We start from the raw sequence: 25,640 nt of genomic DNA on the forward strand, positions 1-25,640 counted from the left end.
CCAGTTTACGCCGTCAAGGTGCGTGAGGCGCGTCGAGTGAGGTAGACGGCGAGGATCGTGGCGAGGAGCAGGGTGGTGACGATGGTCTGGGACCAGAGGCAGTAGATACACCACTTCTGGATGACGTAGGCCTCCAGATAGCTGAGGAAGGAGGCGCTGGCGAAGCCGATCTCGGCCAGGATGAGGACGAGCGAGAAGCGGCCCAGCAGCGCGAGGATCAGCATGAGAGAGTAACCCGCGATGCCGATGGTGGCGACGGGGATGTGGAGCTTGGTGCTGGCGGGGTCCTCGTCAAAGGCGCGGGGCGGGAAGACGGCGAAGCGCGAGTGATTGACGGTGCCGCAGTCGAACTTTTCCGTGACGGCGCAGGGCGGGGCGAGGCTCGGGTCCATGTTGTGGACGCGAAGGGCGAGGACGCTGACGTAAAGCCCGGCAAGGGCGAGGGCGGCGATCAGGAAGCGCAGGATGCGAGGAGCCATGAGGTTATTTTACTTTCGGTTCGGCTTTGGGCCTGATTGGAGGCTTGGCGACGGCTTTGGCCGCGGTGCGTTTGCGGGTGTGGGTGCGTTCGGCTTTTTCGGCCTTGAGGTTTAGACGCTTCTCCATGACTTTGATTGCTTCAGGGCTTTGATCGATGAGGAGGAAGCTGCGGTCGTTGCGCTGGGCGGCCTCTCCGGTGGTGCCGCTGCCGGCGAAGAAGTCGAGCACGCGGTCGCCGGGGCGGGAGTGGACGCGGACGATGCGCTCCAGCATGTTGACGGGCTTCTGGGTGGCGTAGCCGGTCTTTTCCTTGCCCGTTGGGCTGACGATGGTGTGCCACCAGACGTCGGTGGGGGTCTTGCCGCGGGCGGTCTTGGCTGCGCCGACCAGGCGGGGGGCCATGTAGGGGATGCGGTCGGTGGCGTTGAGGTCGAAGGTGAAGCGTTTGGGATCGCGGGTGTACCAGAGGAGGTTGTCGTGTTTGGCGGGCCAGCGTTTGCTGGTGCGTGCGCCATAGTCGTAGGCCCAGATGATCTCGTTCTGGAAGCAGGGGCGGCCGAAGACCTCGTCCAGCATGACCTTGCAGTAGTGGACCTCGCGTGGGTCTACGTGGAGGAAGAGCGAGCCGGTGGGGGTGAGGATGCGGCGGGCTTCAATCATGCGCGGGCGGAGGAAGCCGATGTAGTCGTCGAAGCTGTCGAGGTAGCCGGCTAGGCCGTCGTCGAGGATCTCAGTGCGGAAGCGGCGTCCGCCGAAGCCGGTGCGGTCGCCTTCGGCGTCGGTGACGGTCTTCATGCGGCGGCGGAACTGGGTTTTGCCGGTGTTGAAGGGGGGATCGATGTAGATGAGATCCGCCGAGTGCGCGGGTAAGGTCTTGAGGACAGCGAGATTTTCTCCGAGCACGATCCGGTTCATTCCACCTCTATGCATCTGAATGCTTTGTCCCGTACTGAGACGGGACGACTCTGGCTTATACACTTGAGATTATGGCAGTGCTTGGACGTATGTACCGGTGGGTGTATCGTTTTCGCCAGCGATTCTTTTCTGCCAACATGAACTCGAAACTATTCAGTTACGCGATGCTCTCGCACCAGGGCCGGGTCCGCAAGGGCAACGAGGATACCTGCGCGGCTGCTCCGGAGGGCGGCGTGTTCGTCGTCTGCGATGGCATGGGCGGCGCGGCGGCGGGTGAGGTGGCAAGCAAACTGGCGGCCGAGACCTTTCTGGCGCAGCTTGCTCCAGAGGGTGATCCGAAGAAGACGCCGAGGACGTCGACGCCGGATATCCGGCTGGATACGGCGATTCACGCCGCCAACCAGGCCGTGTATCAGCACTCGCGCACTTTTCCGGAGTTGCATGGGATGGGGACGACGCTGGTCGCGCTGCTGCTGGAGGTCGCGCCGGGGAACCCGACGGGGAGGCCCTCGCTGACGCTGGCGCATGTGGGGGACAGCCGATGTTACCTGTTTCGAGGCGGGGAGCTGCGGCAGTTGACGCAGGACCACTCGCTGGTGGAGGAGCAGGTGCGCGCGGGGCAGATTACGCCTTATGAGGCGGAGATTCATCCGATGCGGAACATCATCACGCGGGCGGTGGGCTCAAACGCGCAGGTGGAGCCGGAGATCCAGCACCTGGAGTACGAGAGCGGGGATCTGTACCTGCTTGCGTCCGATGGGCTGACTCGCGAGCTTAAGGATAGGGATATCGCCGCAGCGATGACGCGAGCCGTGAGCAAGGGCAATCCGGTGAACCTGGAGAGCCTGTGCCAGGTGCTGATCGCGGAGGCGAACGACGCGGGCGGCGGGGATAACATCACCGTACTGCTGCTCTCGCTCAGTTAGGCTATCCTCCTTGCAAGGGGATTTCATGCCGAACAGCGAGCTTTACTTCGAAGACTTTCAGGTGGGACAGAAGTTTCATTCAGCCGGCTCCGCGAAGGTGACCGCGGAGGAGATCAAGGAGTTCGGCGCGCGCTACGATCCGCAGCCGTTCCACCTGGATGAGGCTGCGGGGGAGAACTCGTTCTTCAAGGGGCTGGCGGCGTCCGGCTGGCTGACCGCGGCGATCGTGATGCGACTGCGGGTGGAGTCTGTGAAGGTGTTTGGCGGGATGATCGGCGCTGGCGTGGATGAGATGCGCTGGACGGAGCCGGTCCGGCCGGGGGATACGCTGCGGACGGAGATTGAGGTCGTCAGCGTAAGGCAGTCGACCTCACGCAAGAACTACGGGATCGTGAAGACGACGACCCTGGCTTATAACCAGCGGAACGAGGTTGTACTGCGCTCGACGGTCAACTTTCTGGCTCCGGTGCGGGCGGCGTTCGTGCAGGCATGACGGCTGAAGACATTGAGGTGCTGAAGGAGAGCGTCGACCGGGTGCTGGCGATTGAGCTGGTGGCGGGCGAGCAGTTCTTTGCGGAGATCGTCATGGTGGTGGACGAGCCGCCCACCCCGGACGTGTTTGTGCTGCGGGTTTTGCGGGAGCCGGATGGGGTTTTTGTGGCGACGAGCAACACGGGCGAGTCATTTCTGCTGGCGGATATCAGCCGGGTGGCACGGATTCCTGGTGTGGATTACTCGTCCGAATAATCGCCGTTTGTTCTCCTCAGGGGAGCGGCGTATGTTAACCAAATGCGCATGACTGTACTGGCTTCTGGGTCGAAGGGGAATTCGACCGTGATTGCCAGCGAGCGAACTCGGGTGCTGGTGGATGCGGGGCTCTCCTGCCGGGAGCTGCTGCGGCGGATGGCCGTGGTGGGCGAGGACCCGGAGAAGCTCGACGCGATCCTGATCACGCATGAGCATCTGGACCATGTGGCCGGGCTTGCGGTGCTGGCTCGGCGGTTGAAGATTCCGGTGTTCTTTACGGAGCAGACGCATCGCGCGTGGGTGAGGATGTTGACGCCTCGGACGACGATGACGTATGCGAAGTGGCTGGATCAGTATCAATCGCAAAAGGAAGCTTTGAAGGCGAAGGTGCCGCAGTACTCGGTGCCGGGCGGGGCGGAGCTGGAGTCGATTGCTGCGGTCTCGGCTGAGGCGGCGGTGTTCGATCCGGTGGTGAACCGGTCTGACGATCCGAATCCTACGTTTGAGCTTCCGGTGGATGACCTGGAGGACTGCGATCCAGCAACTCCGGCAAAGGTGAAGGCCGATCCCGCCTACCTGCCGGCGGTCGAGTACTTTGTGGCGGGGCGTCAGTTTTCTATTGGTGATCTCGAAATCTGTCCGTTTACGATTCCGCACGATGCGTCCGATCCGTGCGGCTTCGTGTTCGAGTCGCTGGGTGACGGGGTCAGGATGGCGCTGGCGACGGACTTGGGCTATATGCCGCCGAATGTGAAGGCTGCGCTGAAGAATGTGGATGTACTGCTGCTGGAGTCGAATCACGACCTGGAGATGCTGAAGGATGGGCCTTATCCGTGGTCGGTGAAGCAGCGGGTGCTTTCACGGGTGGGGCATCTCTCAAACGATGCTACGGCGGAGTTTCTGGCGACTGACTACGACGGCGGGGCGGCGTATATCGTGCTGGGACACCTGTCCGAGAGCAACAACGTGCCGGAGCTGGCGCGGATTACGGCGGAACGAGCGATCGGGGACCGGATGACGCTGCTGGGGAACAGAGTTTTGCTGGCCTTGCAGGCCGCTCCGCTGGACCCGATCCAGGTTTAGGGCCAGCTTTGCAGAGGTAGGGTAACCCCCGCGTGCAGAAAGGGTTGAACCTTTCCGGCACCCTGCGGAGTCAAACATTGTAAGATAGGGGTACCGATGAATCCTGACAGACAGATTTCGAACGAGAGTTCGCGTGCGGCGCGTGCGGGGTCGTGTACCGATCCCGTGGTGGGCGCTATTCTGGCGGGCTGGCGGTATGACATTTCGAGCATCTCGCCGGAGATGCGGACGGACTATGAGCAGCACCTGTTTGAGTGCGCTCACTGTAAACATCGGCAGCGCGCGGCGAGAACGATAGACGTTCTTTTACTGATGGTCAGTACGCTTTCGATTCTGGCGTTTCTGTTGGCTGCCGTCGTCATCCGGCGTATTGAGATCCTGACCCATATCGACAGCGTGCATGTGCATCTGCGGCAGACTGCGGTGGCTATTTCGTTGGAAGCTGCGGCGATTGCGGGTCTGGTGGTTTCAACCGCGCTTTGGATTCTGGTGGCCGTGGCCACGCCGCTGCCGGGCTATTTGACCGGCGTCGTGCAGCAACGGCTGCCGTCGGATCTGCGTCAGCGCTTCAGCCGTCACGCCCAGAACCGCGCATAGGCTAACCTGTAGTTGGACTATGCCCCACGACCCTGAATCCGAGATTCTTGCTCCCCGTACGGCTACGGATGTAGCGGAGGCTTACGCTCCCGGCGAGCCTGCGGATACGCCTGTGCGCAGTGAGTGGGACCCGCGTTCCGCGCCGGGGACTTACTCGCTGCTGGCTGTGAATGTGGCGGTTTATCTGTGGATGCTGCTGTCCGGGGTAAGCTGGCTTTCGCCTACCTCCGAGCAGTTGATGCACTTTGGTGCGAACCAGTCGGTCTATGTGCTGAATGGCGAGTGGTACCGGTTGCTGACGGCTACTTTTGTACACATTGGGATCATTCACATCGGCACGAATATGTGGTGTCTGTGGAACCTCGGCCTGCTGGGCGAGCCGTTGCTGGGGCCCCTGGGCCTGATTGCGGTTTACGTGCTGACAGGTGTCGCGGGTAATCTGCTGTCGGTCTTCTGGGACGTGTGGACGGCGCAGCGTTACGATATGCCGCTGCAGGCCGTCGCCGGCGTCGGCGCAGGCGCGTCCGGGGCGGTGTTTGGCATCGCCGGCATCCTGATCATCCTACTCTCCAACAAGCGGCTTCCCATCCCCTGGTCAGAGCTTAAGAGGCTGCGAACCTCGGTTGTGCGCTTTGCGGTGATCAATATCGTGATCGGCGGCGCGACGATGTTTGGCGGGTCGATCCGGATCGATAACTCCGCGCACATTGGCGGGTTTGCCGCAGGCCTGGCGCTTGGACCGGGATTGCTGGCCAAGATGACCGCGGGGCGAAAGCGGTATCTGGGGCGGCAGAGGCTGGTCTTCTTCGGCGCGGCGTTTCTGCTCGCCGCCATCGGCTACGGCATCGCCAACATGCGTTAGCTTTCTTTCTCCGATGATCGCCTATTGACTGATCCGCTAATGAAGCTCGTGGTTCAAGCGTTGCCAGGGGTTCAAGCGTTGGTTGAAGGTTAGGGGTGGTGGAACCAGCGTGGGTACGGAAATCGTGAGTTGGTCCACAGATTGGGCTTGCCTGTGGTGTGTGGGGAGGTTACTTTACGGCTAATGGCTGACATGCAAATAGTTCTCCCACAGCAGGCGGATGTTCCCGTGAAGTCCATCTCGATGAATATCGGCACCACGATCCGCGACTACCGGTTGCAGCGAGGCATGTCGCAGGGCGACATCGAGAAGCGCACCGGCCTTCTGCGGTGCTATCTTTCGCGCGTCGAGAACGGCCATACGGTTCCTTCGCTTGAGACGCTGCAGAAGATTGCGGGCGCGCTGGATCTGCAGCTTTCGCAGTTCTTTGCGGAGGACCAGGTGCAGAAGGAGGTCTCGACGCTGAATTTGAGCGAGGAAGAGATCCGATTCCTGACGCAGGTGCAACGCTACTCGGCTCACCTGTCTGATAGTGACCGCAGACTGCTGCTGGCGATGGTGCGGAAGTTCGCTTCTACTTCTTTGACTTAGAGTTAGGTGCTGGTCCTGGCGGAAGGCGTAACGCGGATAGAAGGGATTCAAGGCGGATAAAGGCGGATGCAAGTCGCTGAGTATCACCCGTTTTGTGTGTCGATATTGGGTGGGTGTGGCTTAGACTTTTTGCATGAATGCTGAGCGGGCACGGACGTTTTTGCTGGGTTTGCCGAATGTGGTGGAGACTGCGCAGTGGGGTGGGTTGGTCTTCTGGGTGGGCGATAAGGCTATCGGCGGCAAGATGTTCGCCATGATGAACCCTGAGGGTGTGGTGCCGATGCAGCATCCGATGACGGTTCCGGTGGGTGCGGAACGGTTTGCGGAGTTGATGGAGGTGGAGGGATTCGTCCCGGCGCCTTATCTCGCGCGGCTGAAGTGGGTCTCGGCGGAGCGGTGGGATGCGTTTCGGGATCGTGAGTGGGAAGAAGCCTTTGTGGCGGCGCACGCCATCACCTTTGAGAAGATGCCGCCCAAGGTCAAGACCGTGCTGGCCATGAGCAAGGCGGCCCAGAAACGGCTGATCACGGAGCGCCGCAAGGTGCTCGCAGAGAAGTCAAAGGCGAAAGCGAAGAAGTAAAAGGCGGAGGGGAGGGAAGCGGATTCGTGTTCCTGATCGTTCCGTCGTCGCCAACCCTTGTCTTTTCATACCCGGGCGCGCTGGGCTTTGGCGCTTGGTTTCTGATATCTGAAATGGCAACCCGCCAGCCATTGCCTTGATCTAAACTCATCACACCATGCGAACCCACTCCCTAGCCCTCCTCGCACTCGCCGCAGCCACCCTCCCCGCCGCAGCCCAGACGGTGACCGGCCAGGCTGCCTTCGCCGATTACTCCCAGCAGAAGCCCGGCGCGTCCCGGAAGATTACCGTCGGGGATCTTCCTGAACCCAAGCCCACCGAATCCGTCGATAACGGCCCCACCCTCGTCGAGAAGCCGACCAACGCGTGGCCCATCGCGCCCGCAGGCTTCAAGGTCACCCTCTACGCGGGCGGCGATAACTCCCTCAGCCAAAGCGCAAACAAGAAACAGGTCGTAGGCCCGGCCACGGAAGGCACCTTCCGGGAGCCGCGCCTGATCCGCACCGCTCCCAATGGCGATCTGTTCGTTTCAGACTCCGCCGCCGGAACCGTCTTCGTCCTTCGCGGCACCGGCCCCGACGGCAAAGCCAAGGTCGTCTCCCAGTACGCGACGGGGCTCGATCATCCCTTCGGCATCGCCTTCTATCCGGCTGTCAATCCCAAGTACGTCTATGTCGCCGACACCACCACCGTCGTCCGCTTCGCCTACAAGGCCGGTGACCTCAAGGCCACTGGCGCGCCCGAGACCCTGGTTCCCAACCTCCCCGGCTACGCGCAGCTTCGTGGCGGCGGTCACTGGACCCGTGATGTCGTCTTCACCAAGGGTGGCGAGCACATGCTGATCTCAGTCGGCTCAGGCTCGAACGTCGATGATGCCGATACCCACTCCCGCGAGTTCCACCGTGCTGACGTGCTCGAGTTCACGCCCGAGGGCAAGTTCGTGAAGGTCTACGCCTCTGGAATTCGTAATTGCGTTGGAGAGGCCATCAATCCGGTCACCGGATCGCTCTGGTGCTCCGTCAATGAGCGCGACAACCTTGGCAATAACCTGGTCCCGGACTACATCACCTCGGTCAAGGAGGACAGCTTCTTCGGCTGGCCCTGGTATTACATGGGCGGACACCGTGACCCGCGCCTCCCGCTCCCCTGCGCCAACGGCACCGGCCCGAATCACCAGGCGCCCGCGCTCGATGAAGCCGCTGCCAAGGACTGCAAGCGTGAGGACATCGCCAGCAAGGTCAGCACGCCGGATATTCTCGTCCAGCCGCATATGGCCTCGCTCCAGATGCTCTTCTACCCCGGCGGAGAAGGGACCGGCAAGACCATCCACGCCTCCACCGCCTTCCCTATGAGCTATGACGGCAATATCTTCGCCGCCGAGCATGGCTCCTGGAACCGCGCTCACCGTGGTGGCTATGAGGTCATCATGGCTCCTATCCACGCAGGCAAAGCAGAAGGTTCCTATCAGGACTTCCTGACCGGCTTCGTCACTCCTGACGGCCAGGTCTGGGGTCGCCCCGTAGGCGTCACCGTCGGCACGGACGGCAGCCTCTTCGTGACCGACGACGGCAGCCGCAGCGTCTGGCACGTCACCTACACTGGCAGCAAGACCACTACCGCCAGCAACTAGCTTCGCCGCAAATAAGAAACCCCATGTCCCTCCTCCGGGACGTGGGGTTTTCTTTTGTGCCTATCTTCCTTGCTCCTTGCTGGGCATGTAAGCGGATCGCGCTGGCAATCGTCGAATAGAGGGAAGGGCCGTGCTAGGCTGGCACGATCCGGCTGCTTTGAAATCACTGTGCTCTGGTGGGTAGACCTTGAAACGTAGATTGCTTCTTTCCCTGATCCTGTCCATCACCACCCTCTGCACCGCGCAGACGCCGCAGCACACGGCCGAGGCCCCGGGTATCCTGGAGGGCCCGCAGGCGATCGGCACCGCACCGGCCCTTGCAAAGTCTCCTGAGCCTGCCCTGATGAATAACGACGCGGTCCTCCGCATGGTGAAGGCCGGGTTGGGAGACGGCCTGGTCCTGCAGACGATCAACGCGCAGCCGGGCGACTACAACGTGACGCCGGACGCCTTGATCGCGCTCAAACAGGCCGGCGTCTCGGAAGAAGTCATCTCGTCGATGGTCAACGCCGTCGCAAACAAGTCCCGGCGGCAGATTACGAACGTCCCGGTCGCGCCGGTCGTCCTCTCCGATGTGAATGAGCCGGGGGTGTATTACAAGGATCGGCAGGGACGCTGGACGTTGATGGAGACGGAGCTCGTGCATTCGAAGTCGGGCGGCTTCATCAAGTCGACCGTCACCTATGGCATTATCAGCAAGGACATGAATGGCGTCGTCTTCGGACGCGAGTCGAAGCTCCTGCTCTCGCGTCCGGTGGAGTTCCTCATCTACACGCCGGACGGGGTGACGTCGGAGGAATACGATCTGCTGCAGTTCCGGCTGAACTCAAAGGATCGCGAGTTCCGCACGCTGACCGGCGGAGTCTTTCATTCCACCGGCGGCGCCAAGCGGGACGAGGTGCCCTTCAAGGCGGTGAAGACGGCTCCGCACACGTATACGTTTAGTCTCCCGGAGGATCTGCCGGGCGGAGAGTTCGGGGTTCTGCCGCCGGGCACGGGGAACGTCACCAACGGCGGCAAGATCTACACCTTCGCCATCAGCGAGGACGACCGCAAGGTTGGCAAGAAGTAGGTTCTTCCATCTTGGCCCGGGTTCTGTAAGACTCATGCGAGATGCGAAAGCAAAGCCGCTACACCCTGCTCGCCGTTCTGGCCGTTCTCGTTGCGTTGGCGGTAGCGCTTTATCTGCGCTGGAAGGCTCCTCCGGAGGTGGCGCGGCTGCTGCCGGAGTCGGACGCCATGGTGTACGTGAGCCTGAAGCCGCTGCGGGCGGCGACGCACTTCGACCGCACCAGCGTGGCAAGATCGGCCAGCTATCAACAGTTCGTCGATGCCACGGGAATCGTCGCGGAGCGGGATCTTGACTCGGCTGCGTTTGCCCTGCACCGCATGAGCAATCCCAACGGAGCCAATGGCCTGGTGGCCTTCTCTGAGGTCTTTGAAGGGCGCTTCGATCATGACCGGCTGGCGAAGTACCTGGCATCGGCAGCGGCTAACAAGGAGACGTACGCCGACCGCACCATCTACGCGATTCCATCGGAGGGGCGAACCCTCAGGGTCGTAATGCTGGGGTACGACATGATCGCCGCCAGCAATATGCCCACGCCGGAGCAGATCCATTCCATCGTGGATCGGGAGCGTGCTGGGGCCAGCCCGTTTGCGGGGAGTTCGCTGCTGTCTGCGCGTTACTCGGAGGTGCCTGCTTTCTCAAGTATCTGGGGCATCGGGAGGATCGGCTTGCCGTTCAGTGAGGGCGGGCGAATCCAGGTCATGGGCATGCAGTTGCCCGTGCCCGCGGATGCCACGTTTGTGGCAAGCCTGCAGGGCTTCAAGCTGAAGATCGACGAGATCACCGCCAGCGACGGCGACGCGCTGCAGTCGGCAGCGGCCCTGACGCAGCTTCTGGGGTTGTTCCAGGCGATGCAGCCGGAGGCTCGCACGCCGGAGGATAAGGCGGTCAAGCAGTTTGTGGATTCGGTGAAGATCGAGCAGAAGAAGAGCCGTGCGGAGATCACGGCGCTTCTGCCAGGAGATGCGCTGATGAGCGCCTTCATGCACTAGAAATAAGCGGATGGGCGGCTGCCCGGCGAGCCTTGCCTCCGCCCTCCGGCTATGCTAAAGTCAAGTCTTGCGGCGCACTCAGCGCGGGCACGTCTATACACTTGGCGAGTCAGTTTTGGGTACACTGTAAGAGCGCTGTTTGGGCTGGCGTAGCTCAGCTGGTAGAGCATCTGATTTGTAATCAGAGGGTCGGGGGTTCAAATCCCTTCGTCAGCTCCAGTCTTCTCAGCCAGCAAAAGCAGTAAAGCAGGACAGCACGGATGTTGGTTGTGCCGTCTGTTTCAAGCTACGAACTCGAGCGCATTTCTGGCTCGAACATCTTCACTCTCCCTCCAGACCTAAAAGTCTCCTGAGCGGTTAGTGCGGCTGCACGTTCACGGTACGAAACAGGCTGCAGGATGTGCACAGGTGGCCGAGCGGTTAATGGCAGCAGACTGTAAATCTGCCACTCTTCGAGTTACGGAGGTTCGAATCCTCCCCTGTGCACCATTTACCTTCACCGGTCTGGTTTGATCGTAAGGATTGAGGTTGGTTGTGGATCTGAGTCCCGCCGGCAGCGGAAGAATGATCGTCGCGCTGGCAATACTCGGAGCTTTGGCCGCCGCTGTGTACTTTACGATGGAGCCGGGCAGGTACAGGTCACTTACTTTCATCCTGTTGGCGTTTTTTGCCTTCCGCGTTGCACTCGGAAGGTTCAGTTCGCGGTAGGATAGTAAAGTTGTTTGCAACACAGGCTGGCGTAGCTCAGTGGTAGAGCACTCCCTTGGTAAGGGAGAGGTCGAGAGTTCAAGCCTCTCCGTCAGCTCCATAATTTTTCGACTTGTTTTAGCAGCGCAAGCGGGAGTAACTCAGTGGTAGAGTCACAGCCTTCCAAGCTGTTGGTCGCGGGTCCGATTCCCGTCTCCCGCTCCATAAGTTTCCAGGCCACGTCTTCAGGCCACGGCCCGTCAGGAGTCTCCGTTTGAGCACCACCAACATCAATGGCTTGCACGAGCAGCCCATCCTTCCCATCGGCGATCCCAAGGCGTATAGCTCGGTCCGCTCGACCATTGAGGCGTCGTTTTCCAATGGCCGGGTTCCTGATTTCCTGAAGTCCCTGGATCGTGGCGGACTCCGTATTCGTGACTTCGAGACTGTGCTTGGCAAAGGCCTCCTCGGTGTGAACACAAAAGCGGAGTACAACCAGCTCGACAACGGAGACCAGGGCCAGATTCGCGAGTACTACCTCGCCAGCCTGGAGCGCGTCTCCCCGGAGCTGCGAAACAAGTTTTTCAAGTTGTACGCGTACTACTGAGTTTGCACCTGGCGGCCTGAGCCGCTACGAATTCAGAGGCAGCCGGTCTTCCACCCGGCACGATTTCTTCAGAGTTATCAAATCAGCATTACGGAGAGCATCATGGGCAAGGAAAAGTTTGACCGGTCTAAACCTCACGTCAACATCGGCACTGTGGGTCACATCGACCATGGCAAGACCACGCTGACGGCTGCGATCACGAAGGTTCTGTCCAAGCACAACCCGAACAACACGTTCCGTTCGTTCGACACGATCGACAACGCACCGGAAGAGCGTGAGCGCGGTATCACCATCGCCACCTCGCACGTCGAGTACGAGACGGCCAACCGCCACTACGCGCACGTCGACTGCCCGGGCCACGCCGACTACATCAAGAACATGATCACCGGAGCCGCGCAGATGGACGGCGCAATCCTGGTGGTTGCCGCGACCGACGGCCCGATGCCCCAGACCAAGGAGCACGTTCTGCTCGCGCGTCAGGTTGGCGTTCCGTACATCGTCGTGTTCCTGAACAAGTGCGATGCCGTTGAAGACGAAGAGCTCATCGAGCTGGTTGAGATGGAAGTTCGCGAGCTTCTGTCGAAGTACGACTACCCCGGCGACGACACCCCGATCATCCGTGGTTCGGCTCTGGGCGCGCTCAACGGCGAGCCTCAGTGGGAGGCGAAGATCGACGAGCTCATGGCTGCTGTCGACCAGTACATCCCCCAGCCCGAGCGTGCGATCAACCTGCCGTTCCTGATGCCTATCGAGGATATCTTCTCGATCTCGGGTCGTGGAACTGTGGTCACGGGTCGTATCGAGCGCGGTAAGGTCAAGGTTGGCGAAGCATGCGAGATCGTCGGCTTTGGCGACACGCAGGCTACGGTCTGCACCGGCGTCGAGATGTTCAAGAAGCAGCTGGACGAAGGTCTGGCCGGCGACAACGCGGGTCTCCTGCTCCGCGGCGTTGCCAAGGAAGCGGTTCAGCGCGGCATGGTTCTGGCCAAGCCGGGTTCGATCAAGCCGCACACCGAGTTCAAGGGCGAGGTTTACGTTCTGAGCAAGGAAGAAGGCGGACGTCACACTCCGTTCTTCAACGGCTACCGCCCCCAGTTCTACTTCCGTACCACGGACGTAACGGGTTCGGCCAAGCTGCCGGAGGGCACCGAGATGTGCATGCCTGGAGATAACATCCAGCTTGAGATCACGCTGCACACGCCGGTCGCCATGGAGAAGGGTCTGCGCTTCGCCATCCGTGAGGGTGGAAGGACCGTAGGCGCTGGAACGATCTCGGAGATCATCAAGTAATCAAGAGCAACGAAATGCAGTGAAAGGCGGCGAGCTTCGGCTCGCCGCCTTTGTGTTTGTGGATCGTACAAAAGATGGGCTTAGAATAGGCAGCATGGCTGCACTCGCGGAATCTCCGGTACTCATTCAGGCGTCCCTGGCAGGTTTGCCTATGCCTGTGGTATTGCGTCTCCCGGAGCCCATGACAGATGAGGAGTTGATTGCTTTTTCCCGCCGTAACCGGCCCTATCGAATCGAGCGTAATGCAGACGGAGAGTTGGAGATTATGTCGCCGGTAGGGTTTGATGGAGGTCAGCGCGAGCTTCTTGTGATGCGTGTTCTGGGCAATTGGGCAGAAGAGCATGGCGGTGTTTGCGTTAGTTGTGACACGGGCTTCACCATGGCGGATTCTTCTGTAAGGAGTCCTGACTCCTCCTGGATCTCGGACGCCCGTATCAACGCTTTAACTGATGCGGAAAGGCGCCGCTTTCCCCCACTCTGCCCGGAGTTTCTCGTAGAAATCCTGTCTGAAACCGACAGCCGCGCCACCTTGCAAGCCAAGATGGAAATGTGGATTGCAAATGGTGCGCAGCTCGCGTGGATGATTGATCCTTTCAGCGCGACTGTGAGTGTCTACCGGCCTCACTCTGCGGTTGAGGTGCTAGATCGGCCTGATTGGGTGGAGGCGGATGCCGTCGTCGCGGGGTTTCGACTGGAAACCTCACGCCTTTGGGCAAAGTAGCTCCGAGGGGGTGGCATTTCCAGCCATTTTCGTGGATAATAGAACAGTTGAGCGTGGCCTGACCGCTCTTCCTCCGTTACAATCAGGATTCAGGGTTGCAGGCTCCCTTACCAGCCTGCGTCGCGGCGTGCCAGCCTTGGCAAGCACGCTGCTCGCCAGCCGAGGTGGCTGGCCAAATTTGAAGTAGAAGTACAGGAGATCAACCATGCGTGAAATCATCACTCTGCAGTGCCCCGAGTGCAAGAACCGGAACTATTCGACGACCAAGAACAAGAAGACCACCACCGGCCGCCTCGAGTTCTCGAAGTTCTGCAACACGTGCCGCAAGCACACGGATCACAAGGAAACCAAGTAGTTTTCACGCGGGACCGGGCTTTTAGCTCGCCCCGCAAGCCGGGGGAGTAAGCTCAACGGTTAAACTGTCGGTCTCCAAAACCGAACTTCTCGGTTCGAATCCGAGCTCCCCCGCCAGTTCATCTTTACCCAGTCAGAAGATTCAAGAGGCAGCGTTATGGCCAAGACAATGGCAGTCGTAGATCAGCCAAGCACCGGACTTCAGCAGCTCAAGAGCGGCCCCGCCCGTCTGGGCGAGTTCCTGCACGACGTTCGCTCCGAGATGAAGAAGGTGATCACCCCTTCACGCGACGAGGTTCAGTCCACCACCATCGTCGTCATCATCACGGTCTTCATCTTCGCGGCATACTTCGCCTTGGTGGACTTCGCGGTCGGCCACACCATCGACGTGCTCTTCAAGCACCTGGCTAAATAAGTTCAGCTCCCGCAACACAAAGGCAAAGACAAATGGCGGCACAAGAGATGAATCCGGAAGAGTTCCTCCACGAGGGCGAAGACCTCTCGCTCGAGACCCCGGAGACGCCCGGCGCGGCAGACGTACAGCCCCCGGTCGAAGCTGAAGGCGAGCACCTTGCTCCGCCCGTCAACGAGAACTTCAAGTGGTACATCATTCACGCGTACTCCGGCTTCGAGCGCAAGGTGCGCGAGTCGCTTGAGAGCCGCATCCATGCCTACAACCTGCAGAACCGCATCGGCCGCATCATGATCCCCACCGAGCCGGTGACCGAGCTTCGCAATGGCAAGAAGTACACCATCGAGCGTGTCTTCCTGCCCGGCTACGTCCTCGTCGAGATGGAACTCGACAACGACCTCTGGCACGTCATCAAGAACACCCCGCGCGTCACCGGCTTCCTCGGAACCGGAGACAGCCCCGTCGCTCTGTCCGAGCAGGAAGTCAGCTCCATCCTCTTCCGCACCGACGTTTCCAAGGATAAGCCGTCGATGAAGATCAAGTTCGCCAAGGGCGAGCAGGTCCGCATCAACGAAGGCCCCTTCGCCAACTTCTCCGGTGTGGTCGACGACCTCAACGAGGACAAGCAGACGCTTAAGGTTATGGTCAGCATCTTTGGCCGTTCGACTCCGGTCGAGATCGAGTTTTCCAAAGTCGACAAGATGGAAGATGAGTAGTTCACACCATCTATCGGCTTCTGAAATGCAGTAAGCAGTTGAGAAACGCACCGCCGAAAGGGCTTCTCGGAGCGTCTCTCGCACGATGAGAAGACAGGCAACACCAATTCAGCCGCAGGCTCCGAGCCCGCCGCAAGAAACGTAAAGAGGATTCACCATGGCACCGAAGAAGATCACAGGTTACGTCAAGCTCCAGGTTATGGCCGGCAAGGCCACCCCCGCTCCCCCGATCGGCCCCGCGCTCGGTCAGGCACAGGTCAACATCATGGAGTTCTGCAAGCAGTTCAACGACCGCACCAAAGAGCCCTCCATGGCCGGTCTGACCATCCCCGTCGTCATCACCGTTTACGGCGACCGCACCTTCACCTTCATCACCAAGACCCCTCCCGCCGCTGTCCTGCTCAAGAAGGCCGCCGGCATCGAGAAGGGCTCCGGAACTCCTAACAAGGAGAAGAAGGGCAAGGTCACCGAGAAGCAGATCATTGAGATCGCCACCCAGAAGATGCCGGACCTGAACTCGACCACCGTCGAGGCCGCAGCCCGCAGCATCCGCGGGACCGCACGTTCCATGGGCATCGAAATCACCGCATAAGCTTCTACCAGCCTCAACCGAAAGCGGAGCCAAGCGGCTCCGCTTTTGTGTTTCTGGCCCCTTTCATCCAAATAACCTCTCCTGCACCACCGCACCCACGTTCTGTACGGGTTTCTTGGGGTTCCCAACGTCCCGCGTGAGCAGGGCATCGGTCGAACGTGGCGCCAGTCCATACCGTTCGCAGACCTGCTTGACCATATGAGACAGTTCGCCGCGATATTCGGCGCTGGCAAAGTCACGTCCCGCAAAACGCTTTGCATAGTTGGCGGATAGGTGAGGGAAGTGCTCCTGAACGAAGCTCAGGAAGGTAGGACGGGAGCACGACTTTAGGAAAAGTGGTTGCGCTGAGAAGAAGCTGGCCCCAGCCTCGGCGGCCCGTCGAGCCATCGCATCAAGCGCCTTTTCGTTGTCCGTAATTCCTGGGAGTAGCGGGGAGCATAGAATCCCTACGGTCAGCCCCGCCTCCCGCAGCGCCTTCACCGCGGCAAAGCGCAGATCCGGCCTGGGCGCGCGAGGCTCAAGCACCCGCGCAAGCTTCGCGTCGGGCGTCGTAATGGTCGTGTGCAGGACGAGAGTGTTGCGTTTAGATATCTCGCTGAGCAGATCGATATCCCGCAGAATCAACTGGGACTTGGAAATAATCCCAAGGCGGTAGCCGCTCTTGCGTGCAAATACCTCAAGCAGACTACGCGTAATGCGGGCAGTCCGTTCGATCGGCTGGTAAGGATCAGTCGCGGTCCCGAGCGCGATCTCCTCGGCCGGATCAATCTTTCGCAACTCCTGTTCGAGCAGCCACGCCGCATTCTCCTTCAGGAAGATCAGCCGCTCAAACAACTCCGGGTCGCGATAATCCGGAGTATCGGCCGGCCTGTTCTTCGCAGCCAGAAACTCATGCGTATACCGCGCATAACAGTACCGGCACCCGAACTCACATCCGCGATAGGGGTTGATGCTGTAGGCCAGTGAAAGCCGCCGCTTGGAGACACTCTTATTCAGAACGCTACGGACCTCCATGGCGCGGAATTCGATGAGGTGGCCATCGCCGACATGCTCAGCCTCTGCGGCGAGCTTTGCCAACCCGGTCAAGGTGGACGGTTGCAGAATCGGGAAGAGCTCACTTCCATTGTCGTTTATTTTCGCCATTTATTCGCCTGTTGGGATCGAGGATAGGCCTCATCTCCACTCTGGTCAAGAAGCTTTTAGTACACTCCTCGCATGAACCTGTCGCTGACAGATATTCCTCTACCCATTCGCCTTCGGACAGAGTCTCCCCTGACCGACGAGGAGTTGTTGCGCTTCTGTGCGGACAATGACCCCCTGCGGGTAGAGCGCGATTCGAATGGAGAGCTCATCGTGATGTCACCGACCGGAACCGAAGGTGGATTTGTTGAATCCGATGTAGCGCTTGAGCTCGGAATCTGGGCACGCCAGGACGGACGCGGCAGGATGTTGGCCTCTAATACAGGGGTACGCCTCTCAGACTCCTCCATACGTGCTGCTGACGCTGCCTGGGTGAGCTGGGAGCGTCTGAACTCGCTCACCGCAGATCAACGGAAAGGCTATTCCCCGTTCTGTCCCGAGTTTGTGATTGAGGTTCGTTCCGAAAGCGATGGATTAGAGCCTGTGCGGGACCGAATGCAGATGTGGCTTGCAAACGGAGCCGAACTCGCATGGCTGATCGACCCCGCACGAAGAGTCGTTGAGATCTATCGGATGGCTGAAGAGACTGAGCTTCACGAGAATCCCACCTCGGTGCAGGGAACTGGCCCGGTTCGCGGCTTTGACCTGGTCATGGCGAGGATCTGGGGATGAGCGACTCAACGAACGTGCAAACCGACATCAATTTTGCGCTTTCCTCCTTGCCGCTGCCCGTTCGGTTGCGTCCTGGGACGCCAATGAACGACCTTGAGTTGATGCGGTTCAGCCGTGAGAATCGCCCGCTGAGGATGGAACGTGAAGAGAACGGAGACATCCTCATCATGACGCCGACGGGAAGCAGAACGGGCGACATGAATCACAAGATTGGCATGATTCTTGGTCTTTGGGCCGAAGAGGATGGACGTGGGGTAACCTTCGATTCAAGTACCGGATTTCGACTGCCCAATGGAGCCGTCAGATCACCTGACGCATCATGGCTCGTCAATGAACGGTGGGATGCGATGACCAGCGAAGAGCAGGATGGGTTTGGAGTCTGCCCGGACTTCATCATTGAACTTACCTTGCCCAGCGACCGACTCCCTCAGGTCAAAAAGAAGATCGTCGAGCAGTGGCTTCCATCTGGCGTCTCGCTGGTCTGGCTGATCGATACGGAAAGCCGGACCGTTGCAATCTTCCGTCCAGGTGAGGAACCCGAACTTCTGCATGATCCAAGCTCTGTGCAAGGAACAGGGCTGGTAAGTGGCTTCGAACTTGTGATGGCAAGGATCTGGGGCTAAAGAACACTTGCGGAACCGGTAGTTTTCCGGCATACTTACAAGGTTGCCTTAACTCCCGTTAAGGCAGTCGAACCACGCCGGTGCAGGACAACGCACATGAGGGTGGTAGACAGAGGACTATATGGCACAGAAGATCTCCAAGAATCTTGCAAAGGCGCGCGCGATGGTTGAGCCGCGTCCTTACACACTCGTCGATGCGGTTCCCCTTCTCCAGAAGGCGAAGTACGCGAAGTTCGATGAGACCGTCGATATCACCCTCCGCCTCGGAGTCGATCCCCGCCACGCCGACCAGATGGTCCGCGGCACGGTCGTTCTGCCGCACGGCCTGGGCAAGTCCAAGACCGTTGCCGTCATCGCTTCCGGCGATAACATCAAGGCCGCGGAAGCTGCCGGCGCCGAGTTCTTCGGCGGCGAAGAGCTCGTAGAGCGCATCCAGAAGGAAGGTTGGACGGCGTTCGATGCCCTCATCGCAACCCCTGACATGATGCGTTCGGTCGGCCGTCTCGGTAAGGTGCTCGGACCCAAGGGCCTGATGCCGAATCCCAAGACCGGCACCGTCACCACCGACGTTGCCTCCGCCATCCGCGAGATCAAGGCCGGTAAAGTCGAGTTCCGCACGGACAAGACCGCACTCGTTCACGTTCCGGTTGGCAAGCTCTCGTTCGAGCCGCAGAAGCTGATCGACAACGCCATGACCGTCATCACCAGCGTTCTCAAGGCCAAGCCTTCGGCAGCCAAGGGCAAGTACATCAAGGGCATGACCATCAGCTCCAGCATGGGCCCCGGCGTACAGCTCGACAGCAGCGTCTCCGATCTCGCAGGCAAGGTCTAGTTTCAGCTAGGCCCGACGTACCGCGCATTCAGCGCACTATTTTGATACGAGCCGCCCATCGGGGCCGGCAGCTAAGGTCAGGTTTTTATGGCAATCAGCAGGGCAACCAAGACGGAGAAGGTCAAGTTCCTCACGAAGGAACTCGAGACCTCTACCTCCGCCATCGTCGGCACATTCAAGGGCCTCACCGCCTCCAAGGACTTCGAGCTGCGCAAGGCAATCCGTGCAGCCGGCGGAAGCTACCACGTGATCAAGAACAAGCTCGCCGCCAAGGCCAGCCAGGGTTCGAAGATCGAAGCTGCGCTCCAGAACCTGAAGGGCGTCTCGGCCGTGGCTTACACCTCGGGCGACCCCGTCGTTCTCGCCAAGGCGCTCTCCACCTGGGTCAAGGACAACTCGGAGTTCACCTTCAAGGTGGGCATCGTTGACGGTCAGGTCCTCAACGTTCAGGAGATCACCGAGCTTGCCAGCATGCCGGGCAAGGAAGAGCTCTTCTCGAAGCTTCTCTTCCTCATCCAGTCGCCTGCGCAGCGTCTCGCCACGGTCATCAACGCGACCGGACGCGATCTCGCCGTCGTCATCAACCAGGGCGTCGAGAAGGAGAAGTTCGCAGCCGGTGCAGATGCACCTGTTGCTGCTGCTCCCGCCGCCGCTGCCGAGCCTGAGGTTGCCGCCGCTCATGCGGAAGAGGCTCCCACGCCGGAAGAGGCGATCGCAGCCAACCCCGCGTCAGAGGTCGATGCAGTCGCAGAGACTGCTCAGCCCGAGAACGGTACAGCCTCGCAGGCTGGCGAAGCGGCCAACGCGGACCCCGTCGAAGGCTAATTCACAAGTTTCGCTCCATCCATTCGGGTGCGCCAGTCTGGGCGCAGCGGAAACCCTAAATGGGTGTGGGCAGCCGAAGCGGAAGTTGGCTTCGGAGTCTAAAAAGCACCACAAAAGTTCTTTTCAAAACGAATTATAGGAGAAACACAATGGCGGACATCCAGCAGTTGGAAGATTCGATCGTTAGCCTGAGCCTGCTTGAAGCATCGGCTCTGGTCAAGAAGCTTGAAGAGCGCCTCGGCGTCTCGGCAGCAGCAGCAGCAGCAGCCCCGGCAGCAGGCGGCGGCGCGGCAGCGGCAGTGGTGGAAGAGAAGACCGAGTTCAACGTCATCCTCAAGGATGCCGGCGCGAACAAGATCTCGACCATCAAGACCGTTCGCGAAGTCACCGGCCTCGGCTTGAAGGAAGCCAAGGATCTGGTTGACGGAGCTCCCAAGCCCCTGAAGGAAGGTGTCTCCAAGGACGACGCGGCGGCAATCGCCAAGAAGTTCGAAGGCATCGCAACCGTCGAAATCAAGTAGTTTTCAGAAAGTTGCACGGAAAGGCAGAACGCGGTATCCTCTTCATTGGGGATATTGCTTCTGCCTATGCGTGCAGTTGTGACTCTCAAAACCTTTCCACGGATTTACTCCGGGCCATCCTGTTCTTCGCGTCGCGAATATCAGGCTAAGGGGCCGGCCATGCTATCGGTCAAGCGGCGGATGGATAGCGTGAAACAGGCAGGCGGCAGCAAATGTTGGGGCACGGCGAGCCTCAATCGGCGGCAGGCATTAACTTCAAATTCGATTCAGTGCGGAAGTCGGTTATTGCGCTCTCGGGATTCCATGTCCCCGTGGGCGATTTCGTCGTTTCAACCCACATAAATCAAGCTACGCCGTCTTTATAGCAGTTCAGATGCAGTTCTGAAAGCACAAGTTTAGTAAAACTCCGTACATCTTTCGTGCGGGGGCAGCATGGCAAGGCAACAATTCGGGCAGGTCGCAGCGTGATCTCAGAGTGCTTCGGGGTCCCTCGCGCAGATACAAAGAACACATCAAGTCACGAAAACCCAGGCCCGTCTCATCCACGGACTGGAAAGAATATGCGCAGAGGACGGTTGTACGCGAGGACAACCGCCGTCCGGGACAAACCCCGAAATAGCGCACTGAAGAATTTGAAGCGTCGAACCCCGGCACTTCACCTCGTTCGCAGTCAGAAACACAGGAGAGAGCATGTCCGATCAGTCCACCGAAATGCGCGCGATCCGCAGCCGTCTCGATTTTTCCAAGATCCCCACCGCCATCCAGATCCCGAACCTCATCGAGGTTCAGCGCCGTTCGTATGAGCGCTTCCTCCAGATGGATAAGCTCCCCCAGGAGCGCGAAGACAACGGCCTCCAGTCCGTCTTCACCTCCGTCTTCCCCATCACGGACTTCCGCAACGTCTCCGAGCTTGAGTTCGTCGATTACTCCATCGGCAACTGGGAGTGCAAGTGCGGTTATCTCAAGGGTCTCAACCACCTCCGCACCGCCTGCACCACCTGCGGCCACATGGTCATCACGGACCCCTTCCACCCGGGCGACGTGCTCTGTAACTTCTGCGGAACCTATAACAAGAACACCCCGGACTTCTGCACCAAGTGCGGAGACCCCGTAGGCCTCCAGCTCAAGTACGACCAGGCTGAATGCGAAGAGCGCGGCATGACCTACAGCGCACCGCTGAAGGTCACCATCCGCCTCAAGATCTACGACAAGGACCCTGAGACCGGCGTCAAGAGCCTCCGCGACATGAAGGAGCAGGAAGTCTTCTTCGGCGACATCCCCTTGATGTCGCAGAACGGCACCTTCATCGTCAACGGCACCGAGCGCGTCATCGTCTCTCAGCTTCACCGCTCGCCCGGCGTCTTCTTTGAGACGGCGAACAACCGTACCTACTTCCTTGGCAAGATCATCCCGTACCGCGGTTCGTGGGTTGAGTTCGAGTACGACCAGAAGAACACCCTCTACGTCCGCATCGATCGCAAGCGCAAGTTCCTCGGCACCATCTTCCTGCGTGCGCTCGGCCTGCGTACGGATGAGGAGATCCTCAAGACCTTCTATACCGTCGACACCATCAACGTGGCTGAAGGCAAGCTGACCTGGAAGGTCTCCGCAGAGGGCGTCACCAACCTGCTCGGCACACGTCCCACCGCCGCCATCAAGAATGGTGCGGAAGAGATCGGCGTAGCTGGCCGCAAGATCAGCGCATCGGTCCTCAAGGCACTGCGTGCTGCCAAGATCGAGACCGTCGAAGTCGAGACCAGCGAGTTCGATGGCGCGATGACCGCCTCCGACGTCGTCGATCTCTCCACCGGCGAGCTGCTCTACGAAGCCAACCAGGAGCTCACCGCCGACAAGCTGCACAAGATCCTCCAGTCCGGCGTCTCCTCCTTCGAGCTCTTCTTCCCGGAGCGCGACGACGTAGGCAACATCATCACCAACACCCTGCGCCGCGACTCCGTCCGCAAGCCTGAGGAAGCTCTCATTGAGATCTACCGCAAGCTGCGTCCGGGCGACCCACCGACACTCGACACCGCCACCGCGCTCTTCGAGGGCATGTTCTTCGATCCGCGCAAGTACGACTTCTCCCGCGTAGGCCGCCTGAAGTTCAACATCAAGCTCTATGAGGATCAGTCGCCCGCCGGTCTGGACAAGCGCACCCTCACCCCCGAGGACTTCTACGGCACCATCCGTTATCTCCTCAAGCTGCGCAAGAACATCGGCGTAGTGGATGACATCGATCACCTTGGCAACCGCCGCGTCCGCGCCGTCGGCGAACTGATGGAGAATCAGTTCCGCATCGGTCTCGTCCGCATGGAGCGCGCCATCAAGGAGAAGATGTCGGTCTATCAGGAGATGTCGACGGCTATGCCGCACGACCTCATCAACGCCAAGCCTGTCATGGCCGCCATCCGCGAGTTCTTCGGTTCGTCCCAGCTCTCGCAGTTCATGGACCAGACCAACCCGCTGTCGGAGATCACGCACAAGCGTCGCCTCTCCGCCCTCGGACCTGGTGGTCTGTCCCGTGAGCGCGCCGGCTTTGAAGTTCGCGACGTACACCCCACCCACTACGGCCGCATCTGCCCGATTGAGACCCCTGAAGGACCGAACATCGGTCTCATCAGCTCGCTCTCGTGCTTCGCGCGCATCAATGAGTACGGCTTCATCGAGAGCCCCTACCGTCGCGTCAAAGACGGCCGTGCGCTTGACTTCGTAGCCGTCACCAACGCCGGTGAGTCCGGCCTCCGCCAGGGCGACTACCTCGAAATCGAGGAGTCCAAGGCGAAGAACGAAGAGCTCCGCGCAGCCGGCAAGCGCACCATGGATCTCGAGCCCTTCTCCTTTTATCTATCCGCATGGGAAGAGGATCGTCACACCATCGCGCAGGCCAACATCCAGCTCGATGAGCAACTGAACATCGTTCAGGACATCGTCGATGCTCGCCGTCAGGGTAACTTCGTCCTCGTCAACAAGGCTGAAGTGGACTACGTTGACGTCAGCCCCAAGCAGCTCGTGTCGGTCGCCGCTTCGCTCGTTCCGTTCCTGGAGCATGACGACGCCAACCGCGCGCTCATGGGTGCCAACATGCAGCGGCAGTCCGTGCCCTTGCTCGTGGCTGAGGCTCCGTTCGTCGGAACCGGAATGGAGGGCGTCACCGCCCGCGACTCCGGCGCCGTCATCCTGGCCAAGCGCAACGGCATCATTGACTCCGTCGACTCAGAGCGCATCATCGTCCGTGTAGAAGGCGAGCATCACCCCACGCAGCTCTCGCGTGAGGTCGGCTCGGACATCTATCAGCTCACCAAGTTCAAGCGTTCCAACCAGAACACCTGCATCAACCAGAAGCCGATCGTCCGTCAGGGCGACCGTGTTCTCAAGGGCCAGGTGATCGCGGACGGACCTTGCACGGAGCAGGGCGAGCTCGGCCTCGGCCGTAACGTTCTGGTAGCGTTCATGCCGTGGCGCGGTTACAACTTTGAGGACGCCATCCTCATCTCGGAGAAGCTGGTCCGCGAGGACTACTACACCTCGATTCACATCGAGGAATTCGAGATCGAAGCCCGCGACACCAAGCTTGGACCGGAAGAGATCACGCGCGATATCCCCAACGTCTCCGAGCACGCACTGCGTGATCTGGACGAGTCGGGAATCATCCGCATCGGCGCCAAGATCGGTCACAACGACATCCTCGTCGGCAAAGTGACACCTAAGGGTGAAACGCAACTGACACCTGAGGAAAAGCTCCTTCGCGCCATCTTCGGTGAGAAGGCCGGCGATGTTCGTGACGCGAGCCTTACCTGCCCCCCAGGTATTGAGGGGACAGTGGTAGACGTCCGCATCTTCTCCCGCAAGGGACAGGAGAAGGACGAGCGCGCCAAGCAGATCGAGCAGGAGATGATCGAGAAGCTGGAGCGCAACCTTGCAGACGAAATCCGCATTCTCACGGATGAGCGTCTCAAGCGCCTCGAAGCCATCCTCGGCAAGAAGGAAGTCCTGGCCGACCTGCACGACGAGCGCACCAACAAGAAGCTCTTGAACAAGGGCGAGCTGTTGGATCGCGACATGATCGAGCTCATCAGCACCCGTAACCTCAAGCGCATCCGCTACGCCGACAAGGACCCCCGCGTCAACGAGCAGATCGATGAGATCGAGGAGATGACCTCACGTCAGATCGACGTGTTGCGCAAGATCACCAACGAAAAGATCAGCAAGATGCAGAAGGGTGACGAGCTTTCGCCTGGCGTCATCAAGATGGTCAAGATCTATATCGCCATGAAGCGCCGCCTTTCGGTCGGTGACAAGATGGCCGGCCGTCACGGAAACAAGGGTGTCGTCGCCCGCATTCTGCCGGAAGAGGATATGCCGTACCTCCCCGATGGAACGCCGGTCGAGATCGTCCTCAACCCCCTCGGCGTACCGTCCCGTATGAACGTCGGACAGATCCTCGAAACGCACCTCGGCTGGGCCGCTCACACATTGGGCGCACAGATCGCGGAGCTTGCTTCGAAGATGGAGTCGGCCAACGAAGTTCGCGAGCTCTTCAAGGCGCGCTTTGAAGGCACCGCCGCTCTCAACCAGCTTCTTGACCTTGACGATGAGCAGACCATGCGCGTCGCCGCCGGCATGAAGCGCGGTATCTGGTTCGGCACGGCTGTCTTTGACGGCGCACGCGAGACGGAGATCAAGGCCCTCTTGAAGTCCGCCGGCCTGCCCAGCTCGGGCAAGACGCAGCTCTACGATGGCATGCTCGGCGATCCGTTCGAGCAGCCCGCCACCGTCGGCTACATCTACATGCTCAAGCTGTCGCACCTTGTCGACGACAAGATCCACGCTCGCTCCATCGGACCATACTCCCTCATCACCCAGCAGCCGCTTGGTGGTAAGGCTCAGTTCGGCGGACAGCGCTTCGGTGAGATGGAGGTCTGGGCCCTTGAAGCATACGGCGCAGCTTACATCCTGCAGGAGCTCCTCACCGCCAAGTCCGACGACGTCTTCGGCCGTACCAAGATCTACGAGGCCATCGTCAAGGGTGAAGCCGCGATCGAACCCGGCGTGCCGGAGTCGTTCAACGTTCTCATCCGTGAGCTCCAGTCCCTCTGCCTCGACGTCGAACTCATCAAGCAGGCCGATCACAAGAAGACGATCGCTCTGCCGCAGATCGCAGCCGCTGACTAAGCGC

Annotated in this window: 27 protein-coding genes and 5 tRNA genes; 29 read left to right on the forward strand and 3 right to left on the reverse strand. The window is 60.0% G+C overall.

Annotated features, from left to right (window positions below):
- Positions 1 to 5: 5 nt before the first annotated feature.
- Together ACIX9_RS04520 and ACIX9_RS04525 are read right to left on the reverse strand one after the other, a co-directional pair.
- Entirely contained in the window at positions 6 to 479 is a 474-nt protein-coding gene (locus ACIX9_RS04520; RefSeq protein ID WP_013579294.1) for a vitamin K epoxide reductase family protein, read from the reverse strand.
- A 4-nt stretch (positions 480 to 483) separates the two neighbouring features.
- Positions 484 to 1,395, reverse strand: a complete 912-nt coding sequence (locus ACIX9_RS04525; RefSeq protein WP_013579295.1) for a DNA-methyltransferase — start codon at positions 1,393 to 1,395, stop codon at positions 484 to 486.
- A gap of 137 nt (positions 1,396 to 1,532) precedes the next feature.
- Here ACIX9_RS04525 and ACIX9_RS04530 point away from each other — a divergent pair, with 137 nt between their 5' ends.
- From ACIX9_RS04530 to rplK, 23 genes are all read left to right on the forward strand, one after another.
- The gene (locus ACIX9_RS04530; protein WP_041597422.1) at positions 1,533 to 2,321 is read left to right on the forward strand and encodes a Stp1/IreP family PP2C-type Ser/Thr phosphatase; all 789 of its coding nucleotides are present in this window, start codon (positions 1,533 to 1,535) and stop codon (positions 2,319 to 2,321) included.
- 25 nt (positions 2,322 to 2,346) lie between these two features.
- Positions 2,347 to 2,814, forward strand: coding sequence for a MaoC family dehydratase (locus ACIX9_RS04535; RefSeq protein WP_013579297.1), 468 nt, complete (start codon positions 2,347 to 2,349; stop codon positions 2,812 to 2,814).
- Entirely contained in the window at positions 2,811 to 3,068 is a 258-nt protein-coding gene (locus ACIX9_RS04540; protein WP_013579298.1) for a hypothetical protein, read from the forward strand. The genes ACIX9_RS04535 and ACIX9_RS04540 overlap by 4 nt, the downstream gene beginning before the upstream one ends.
- 42 nt (positions 3,069 to 3,110) lie before the next feature.
- Positions 3,111 to 4,151: an MBL fold metallo-hydrolase gene (locus ACIX9_RS04545; RefSeq protein ID WP_013579299.1), complete on the forward strand. Its 1,041-nt coding sequence runs from the start codon at positions 3,111 to 3,113 to the stop codon at positions 4,149 to 4,151.
- Positions 4,152 to 4,247: 96 nt separating this feature from the next.
- Complete coding sequence (locus ACIX9_RS04550) at positions 4,248 to 4,748, forward strand: hypothetical protein (protein WP_013579300.1); 501 nt, start codon at positions 4,248 to 4,250, stop codon at positions 4,746 to 4,748.
- A 19-nt stretch (positions 4,749 to 4,767) separates the two neighbouring features.
- On the forward strand, positions 4,768 to 5,610 hold the full coding sequence (locus ACIX9_RS04555) for a rhomboid family intramembrane serine protease (protein WP_013579301.1): 843 nt from the start codon (positions 4,768 to 4,770) through the stop codon (positions 5,608 to 5,610).
- A 183-nt stretch (positions 5,611 to 5,793) separates the two neighbouring features.
- Positions 5,794 to 6,201: a helix-turn-helix domain-containing protein gene (locus ACIX9_RS04560; protein ID WP_013579302.1), complete on the forward strand. Its 408-nt coding sequence runs from the start codon at positions 5,794 to 5,796 to the stop codon at positions 6,199 to 6,201.
- 133 nt (positions 6,202 to 6,334) lie between these two features.
- Positions 6,335 to 6,781, forward strand: a complete 447-nt coding sequence (locus tag ACIX9_RS04565; protein ID WP_013579303.1) for an MmcQ/YjbR family DNA-binding protein — start codon at positions 6,335 to 6,337, stop codon at positions 6,779 to 6,781.
- A gap of 157 nt (positions 6,782 to 6,938) precedes the next feature.
- The gene (locus ACIX9_RS04570; RefSeq protein ID WP_013579304.1) at positions 6,939 to 8,411 is read left to right on the forward strand and encodes a PQQ-dependent sugar dehydrogenase; all 1,473 of its coding nucleotides are present in this window, start codon (positions 6,939 to 6,941) and stop codon (positions 8,409 to 8,411) included.
- A 187-nt stretch (positions 8,412 to 8,598) separates the two neighbouring features.
- Complete coding sequence (locus tag ACIX9_RS04575) at positions 8,599 to 9,483, forward strand: hypothetical protein (RefSeq protein ID WP_157477303.1); 885 nt, start codon at positions 8,599 to 8,601, stop codon at positions 9,481 to 9,483.
- 41 nt (positions 9,484 to 9,524) lie between these two features.
- Complete coding sequence (locus tag ACIX9_RS04580; protein ID WP_013579306.1) at positions 9,525 to 10,472, forward strand: hypothetical protein; 948 nt, start codon at positions 9,525 to 9,527, stop codon at positions 10,470 to 10,472.
- Between the two features lie 143 nt (positions 10,473 to 10,615).
- A tRNA-Thr gene (locus ACIX9_RS04585) sits at positions 10,616 to 10,691 on the forward strand.
- 183 nt (positions 10,692 to 10,874) lie between these two features.
- Positions 10,875 to 10,961, forward strand: a tRNA-Tyr gene (locus ACIX9_RS04590).
- Between the two features lie 244 nt (positions 10,962 to 11,205).
- Positions 11,206 to 11,280: transfer RNA gene (locus ACIX9_RS04595), tRNA-Thr, on the forward strand.
- 29 nt (positions 11,281 to 11,309) lie between these two features.
- Positions 11,310 to 11,384 (forward strand) — tRNA-Gly (locus ACIX9_RS04600).
- A gap of 49 nt (positions 11,385 to 11,433) precedes the next feature.
- Complete coding sequence (locus ACIX9_RS04605) at positions 11,434 to 11,766, forward strand: hypothetical protein (RefSeq protein ID WP_013579307.1); 333 nt, start codon at positions 11,434 to 11,436, stop codon at positions 11,764 to 11,766.
- A 102-nt stretch (positions 11,767 to 11,868) separates the two neighbouring features.
- The gene (gene tuf, locus ACIX9_RS04610; RefSeq protein ID WP_013579308.1) at positions 11,869 to 13,056 is read left to right on the forward strand and encodes an elongation factor Tu; all 1,188 of its coding nucleotides are present in this window, start codon (positions 11,869 to 11,871) and stop codon (positions 13,054 to 13,056) included.
- Between the two features lie 94 nt (positions 13,057 to 13,150).
- Entirely contained in the window at positions 13,151 to 13,777 is a 627-nt protein-coding gene (locus tag ACIX9_RS04615) for a Uma2 family endonuclease (RefSeq protein WP_013579309.1), read from the forward strand.
- Positions 13,778 to 13,982: 205 nt separating this feature from the next.
- Positions 13,983 to 14,132: a 50S ribosomal protein L33 gene (rpmG, locus tag ACIX9_RS04620; RefSeq protein WP_013579310.1), complete on the forward strand. Its 150-nt coding sequence runs from the start codon at positions 13,983 to 13,985 to the stop codon at positions 14,130 to 14,132.
- Positions 14,133 to 14,172: 40 nt separating this feature from the next.
- Positions 14,173 to 14,248, forward strand: a tRNA-Trp gene (locus ACIX9_RS04625).
- A 40-nt stretch (positions 14,249 to 14,288) separates the two neighbouring features.
- The gene (secE, locus tag ACIX9_RS04630) at positions 14,289 to 14,546 is read left to right on the forward strand and encodes a preprotein translocase subunit SecE (RefSeq protein WP_013579311.1); all 258 of its coding nucleotides are present in this window, start codon (positions 14,289 to 14,291) and stop codon (positions 14,544 to 14,546) included.
- A 32-nt stretch (positions 14,547 to 14,578) separates the two neighbouring features.
- A complete protein-coding gene (nusG, locus tag ACIX9_RS04635) occupies positions 14,579 to 15,259 on the forward strand; it encodes a transcription termination/antitermination protein NusG (protein ID WP_013579312.1) in 681 nt (226 codons plus the stop codon).
- 157 nt (positions 15,260 to 15,416) lie between these two features.
- Positions 15,417 to 15,851: a 50S ribosomal protein L11 gene (gene rplK / locus ACIX9_RS04640; RefSeq protein WP_013579313.1), complete on the forward strand. Its 435-nt coding sequence runs from the start codon at positions 15,417 to 15,419 to the stop codon at positions 15,849 to 15,851.
- A gap of 63 nt (positions 15,852 to 15,914) precedes the next feature.
- Here rplK and ACIX9_RS04645 read toward each other — a convergent pair whose 3' ends face one another.
- A complete protein-coding gene (locus ACIX9_RS04645) occupies positions 15,915 to 16,994 on the reverse strand; it encodes an SPL family radical SAM protein (protein ID WP_013579314.1) in 1,080 nt (359 codons plus the stop codon).
- A gap of 72 nt (positions 16,995 to 17,066) precedes the next feature.
- Between ACIX9_RS04645 and ACIX9_RS04650 the strand changes: the two genes are divergently transcribed.
- The 6 genes from ACIX9_RS04650 to rpoB all read left to right on the forward strand — a co-directional run bounded on the left by ACIX9_RS04650 (position 17,067) and on the right by rpoB (position 25,636).
- Positions 17,067 to 17,663 (forward strand): Uma2 family endonuclease, encoded by a 597-nt coding sequence (locus ACIX9_RS04650; protein ID WP_013579315.1) that lies wholly within the window; start codon positions 17,067 to 17,069, stop codon positions 17,661 to 17,663.
- 14 nt (positions 17,664 to 17,677) lie between these two features.
- Positions 17,678 to 18,286, forward strand: coding sequence for a Uma2 family endonuclease (locus ACIX9_RS04655; protein WP_157477305.1), 609 nt, complete (start codon positions 17,678 to 17,680; stop codon positions 18,284 to 18,286).
- A gap of 121 nt (positions 18,287 to 18,407) precedes the next feature.
- A complete protein-coding gene (gene rplA, locus ACIX9_RS04660) occupies positions 18,408 to 19,118 on the forward strand; it encodes a 50S ribosomal protein L1 (protein WP_013579317.1) in 711 nt (236 codons plus the stop codon).
- A gap of 87 nt (positions 19,119 to 19,205) precedes the next feature.
- On the forward strand, positions 19,206 to 19,943 hold the full coding sequence (gene rplJ / locus ACIX9_RS04665) for a 50S ribosomal protein L10 (protein ID WP_013579318.1): 738 nt from the start codon (positions 19,206 to 19,208) through the stop codon (positions 19,941 to 19,943).
- Positions 19,944 to 20,092: 149 nt separating this feature from the next.
- Positions 20,093 to 20,464: a 50S ribosomal protein L7/L12 gene (gene rplL / locus ACIX9_RS04670; protein WP_013579319.1), complete on the forward strand. Its 372-nt coding sequence runs from the start codon at positions 20,093 to 20,095 to the stop codon at positions 20,462 to 20,464.
- Positions 20,465 to 21,154: 690 nt separating this feature from the next.
- Positions 21,155 to 25,636: a DNA-directed RNA polymerase subunit beta gene (gene rpoB, locus ACIX9_RS04675; RefSeq protein ID WP_013579320.1), complete on the forward strand. Its 4,482-nt coding sequence runs from the start codon at positions 21,155 to 21,157 to the stop codon at positions 25,634 to 25,636.
- Positions 25,637 to 25,640 lie beyond the last annotated feature (4 nt).

This window comes from Granulicella tundricola MP5ACTX9 (assembly GCF_000178975.2).
In the GTDB taxonomy this organism is placed as follows: Bacteria; Acidobacteriota; Terriglobia; order Terriglobales; family Acidobacteriaceae; genus Edaphobacter; species Edaphobacter tundricola.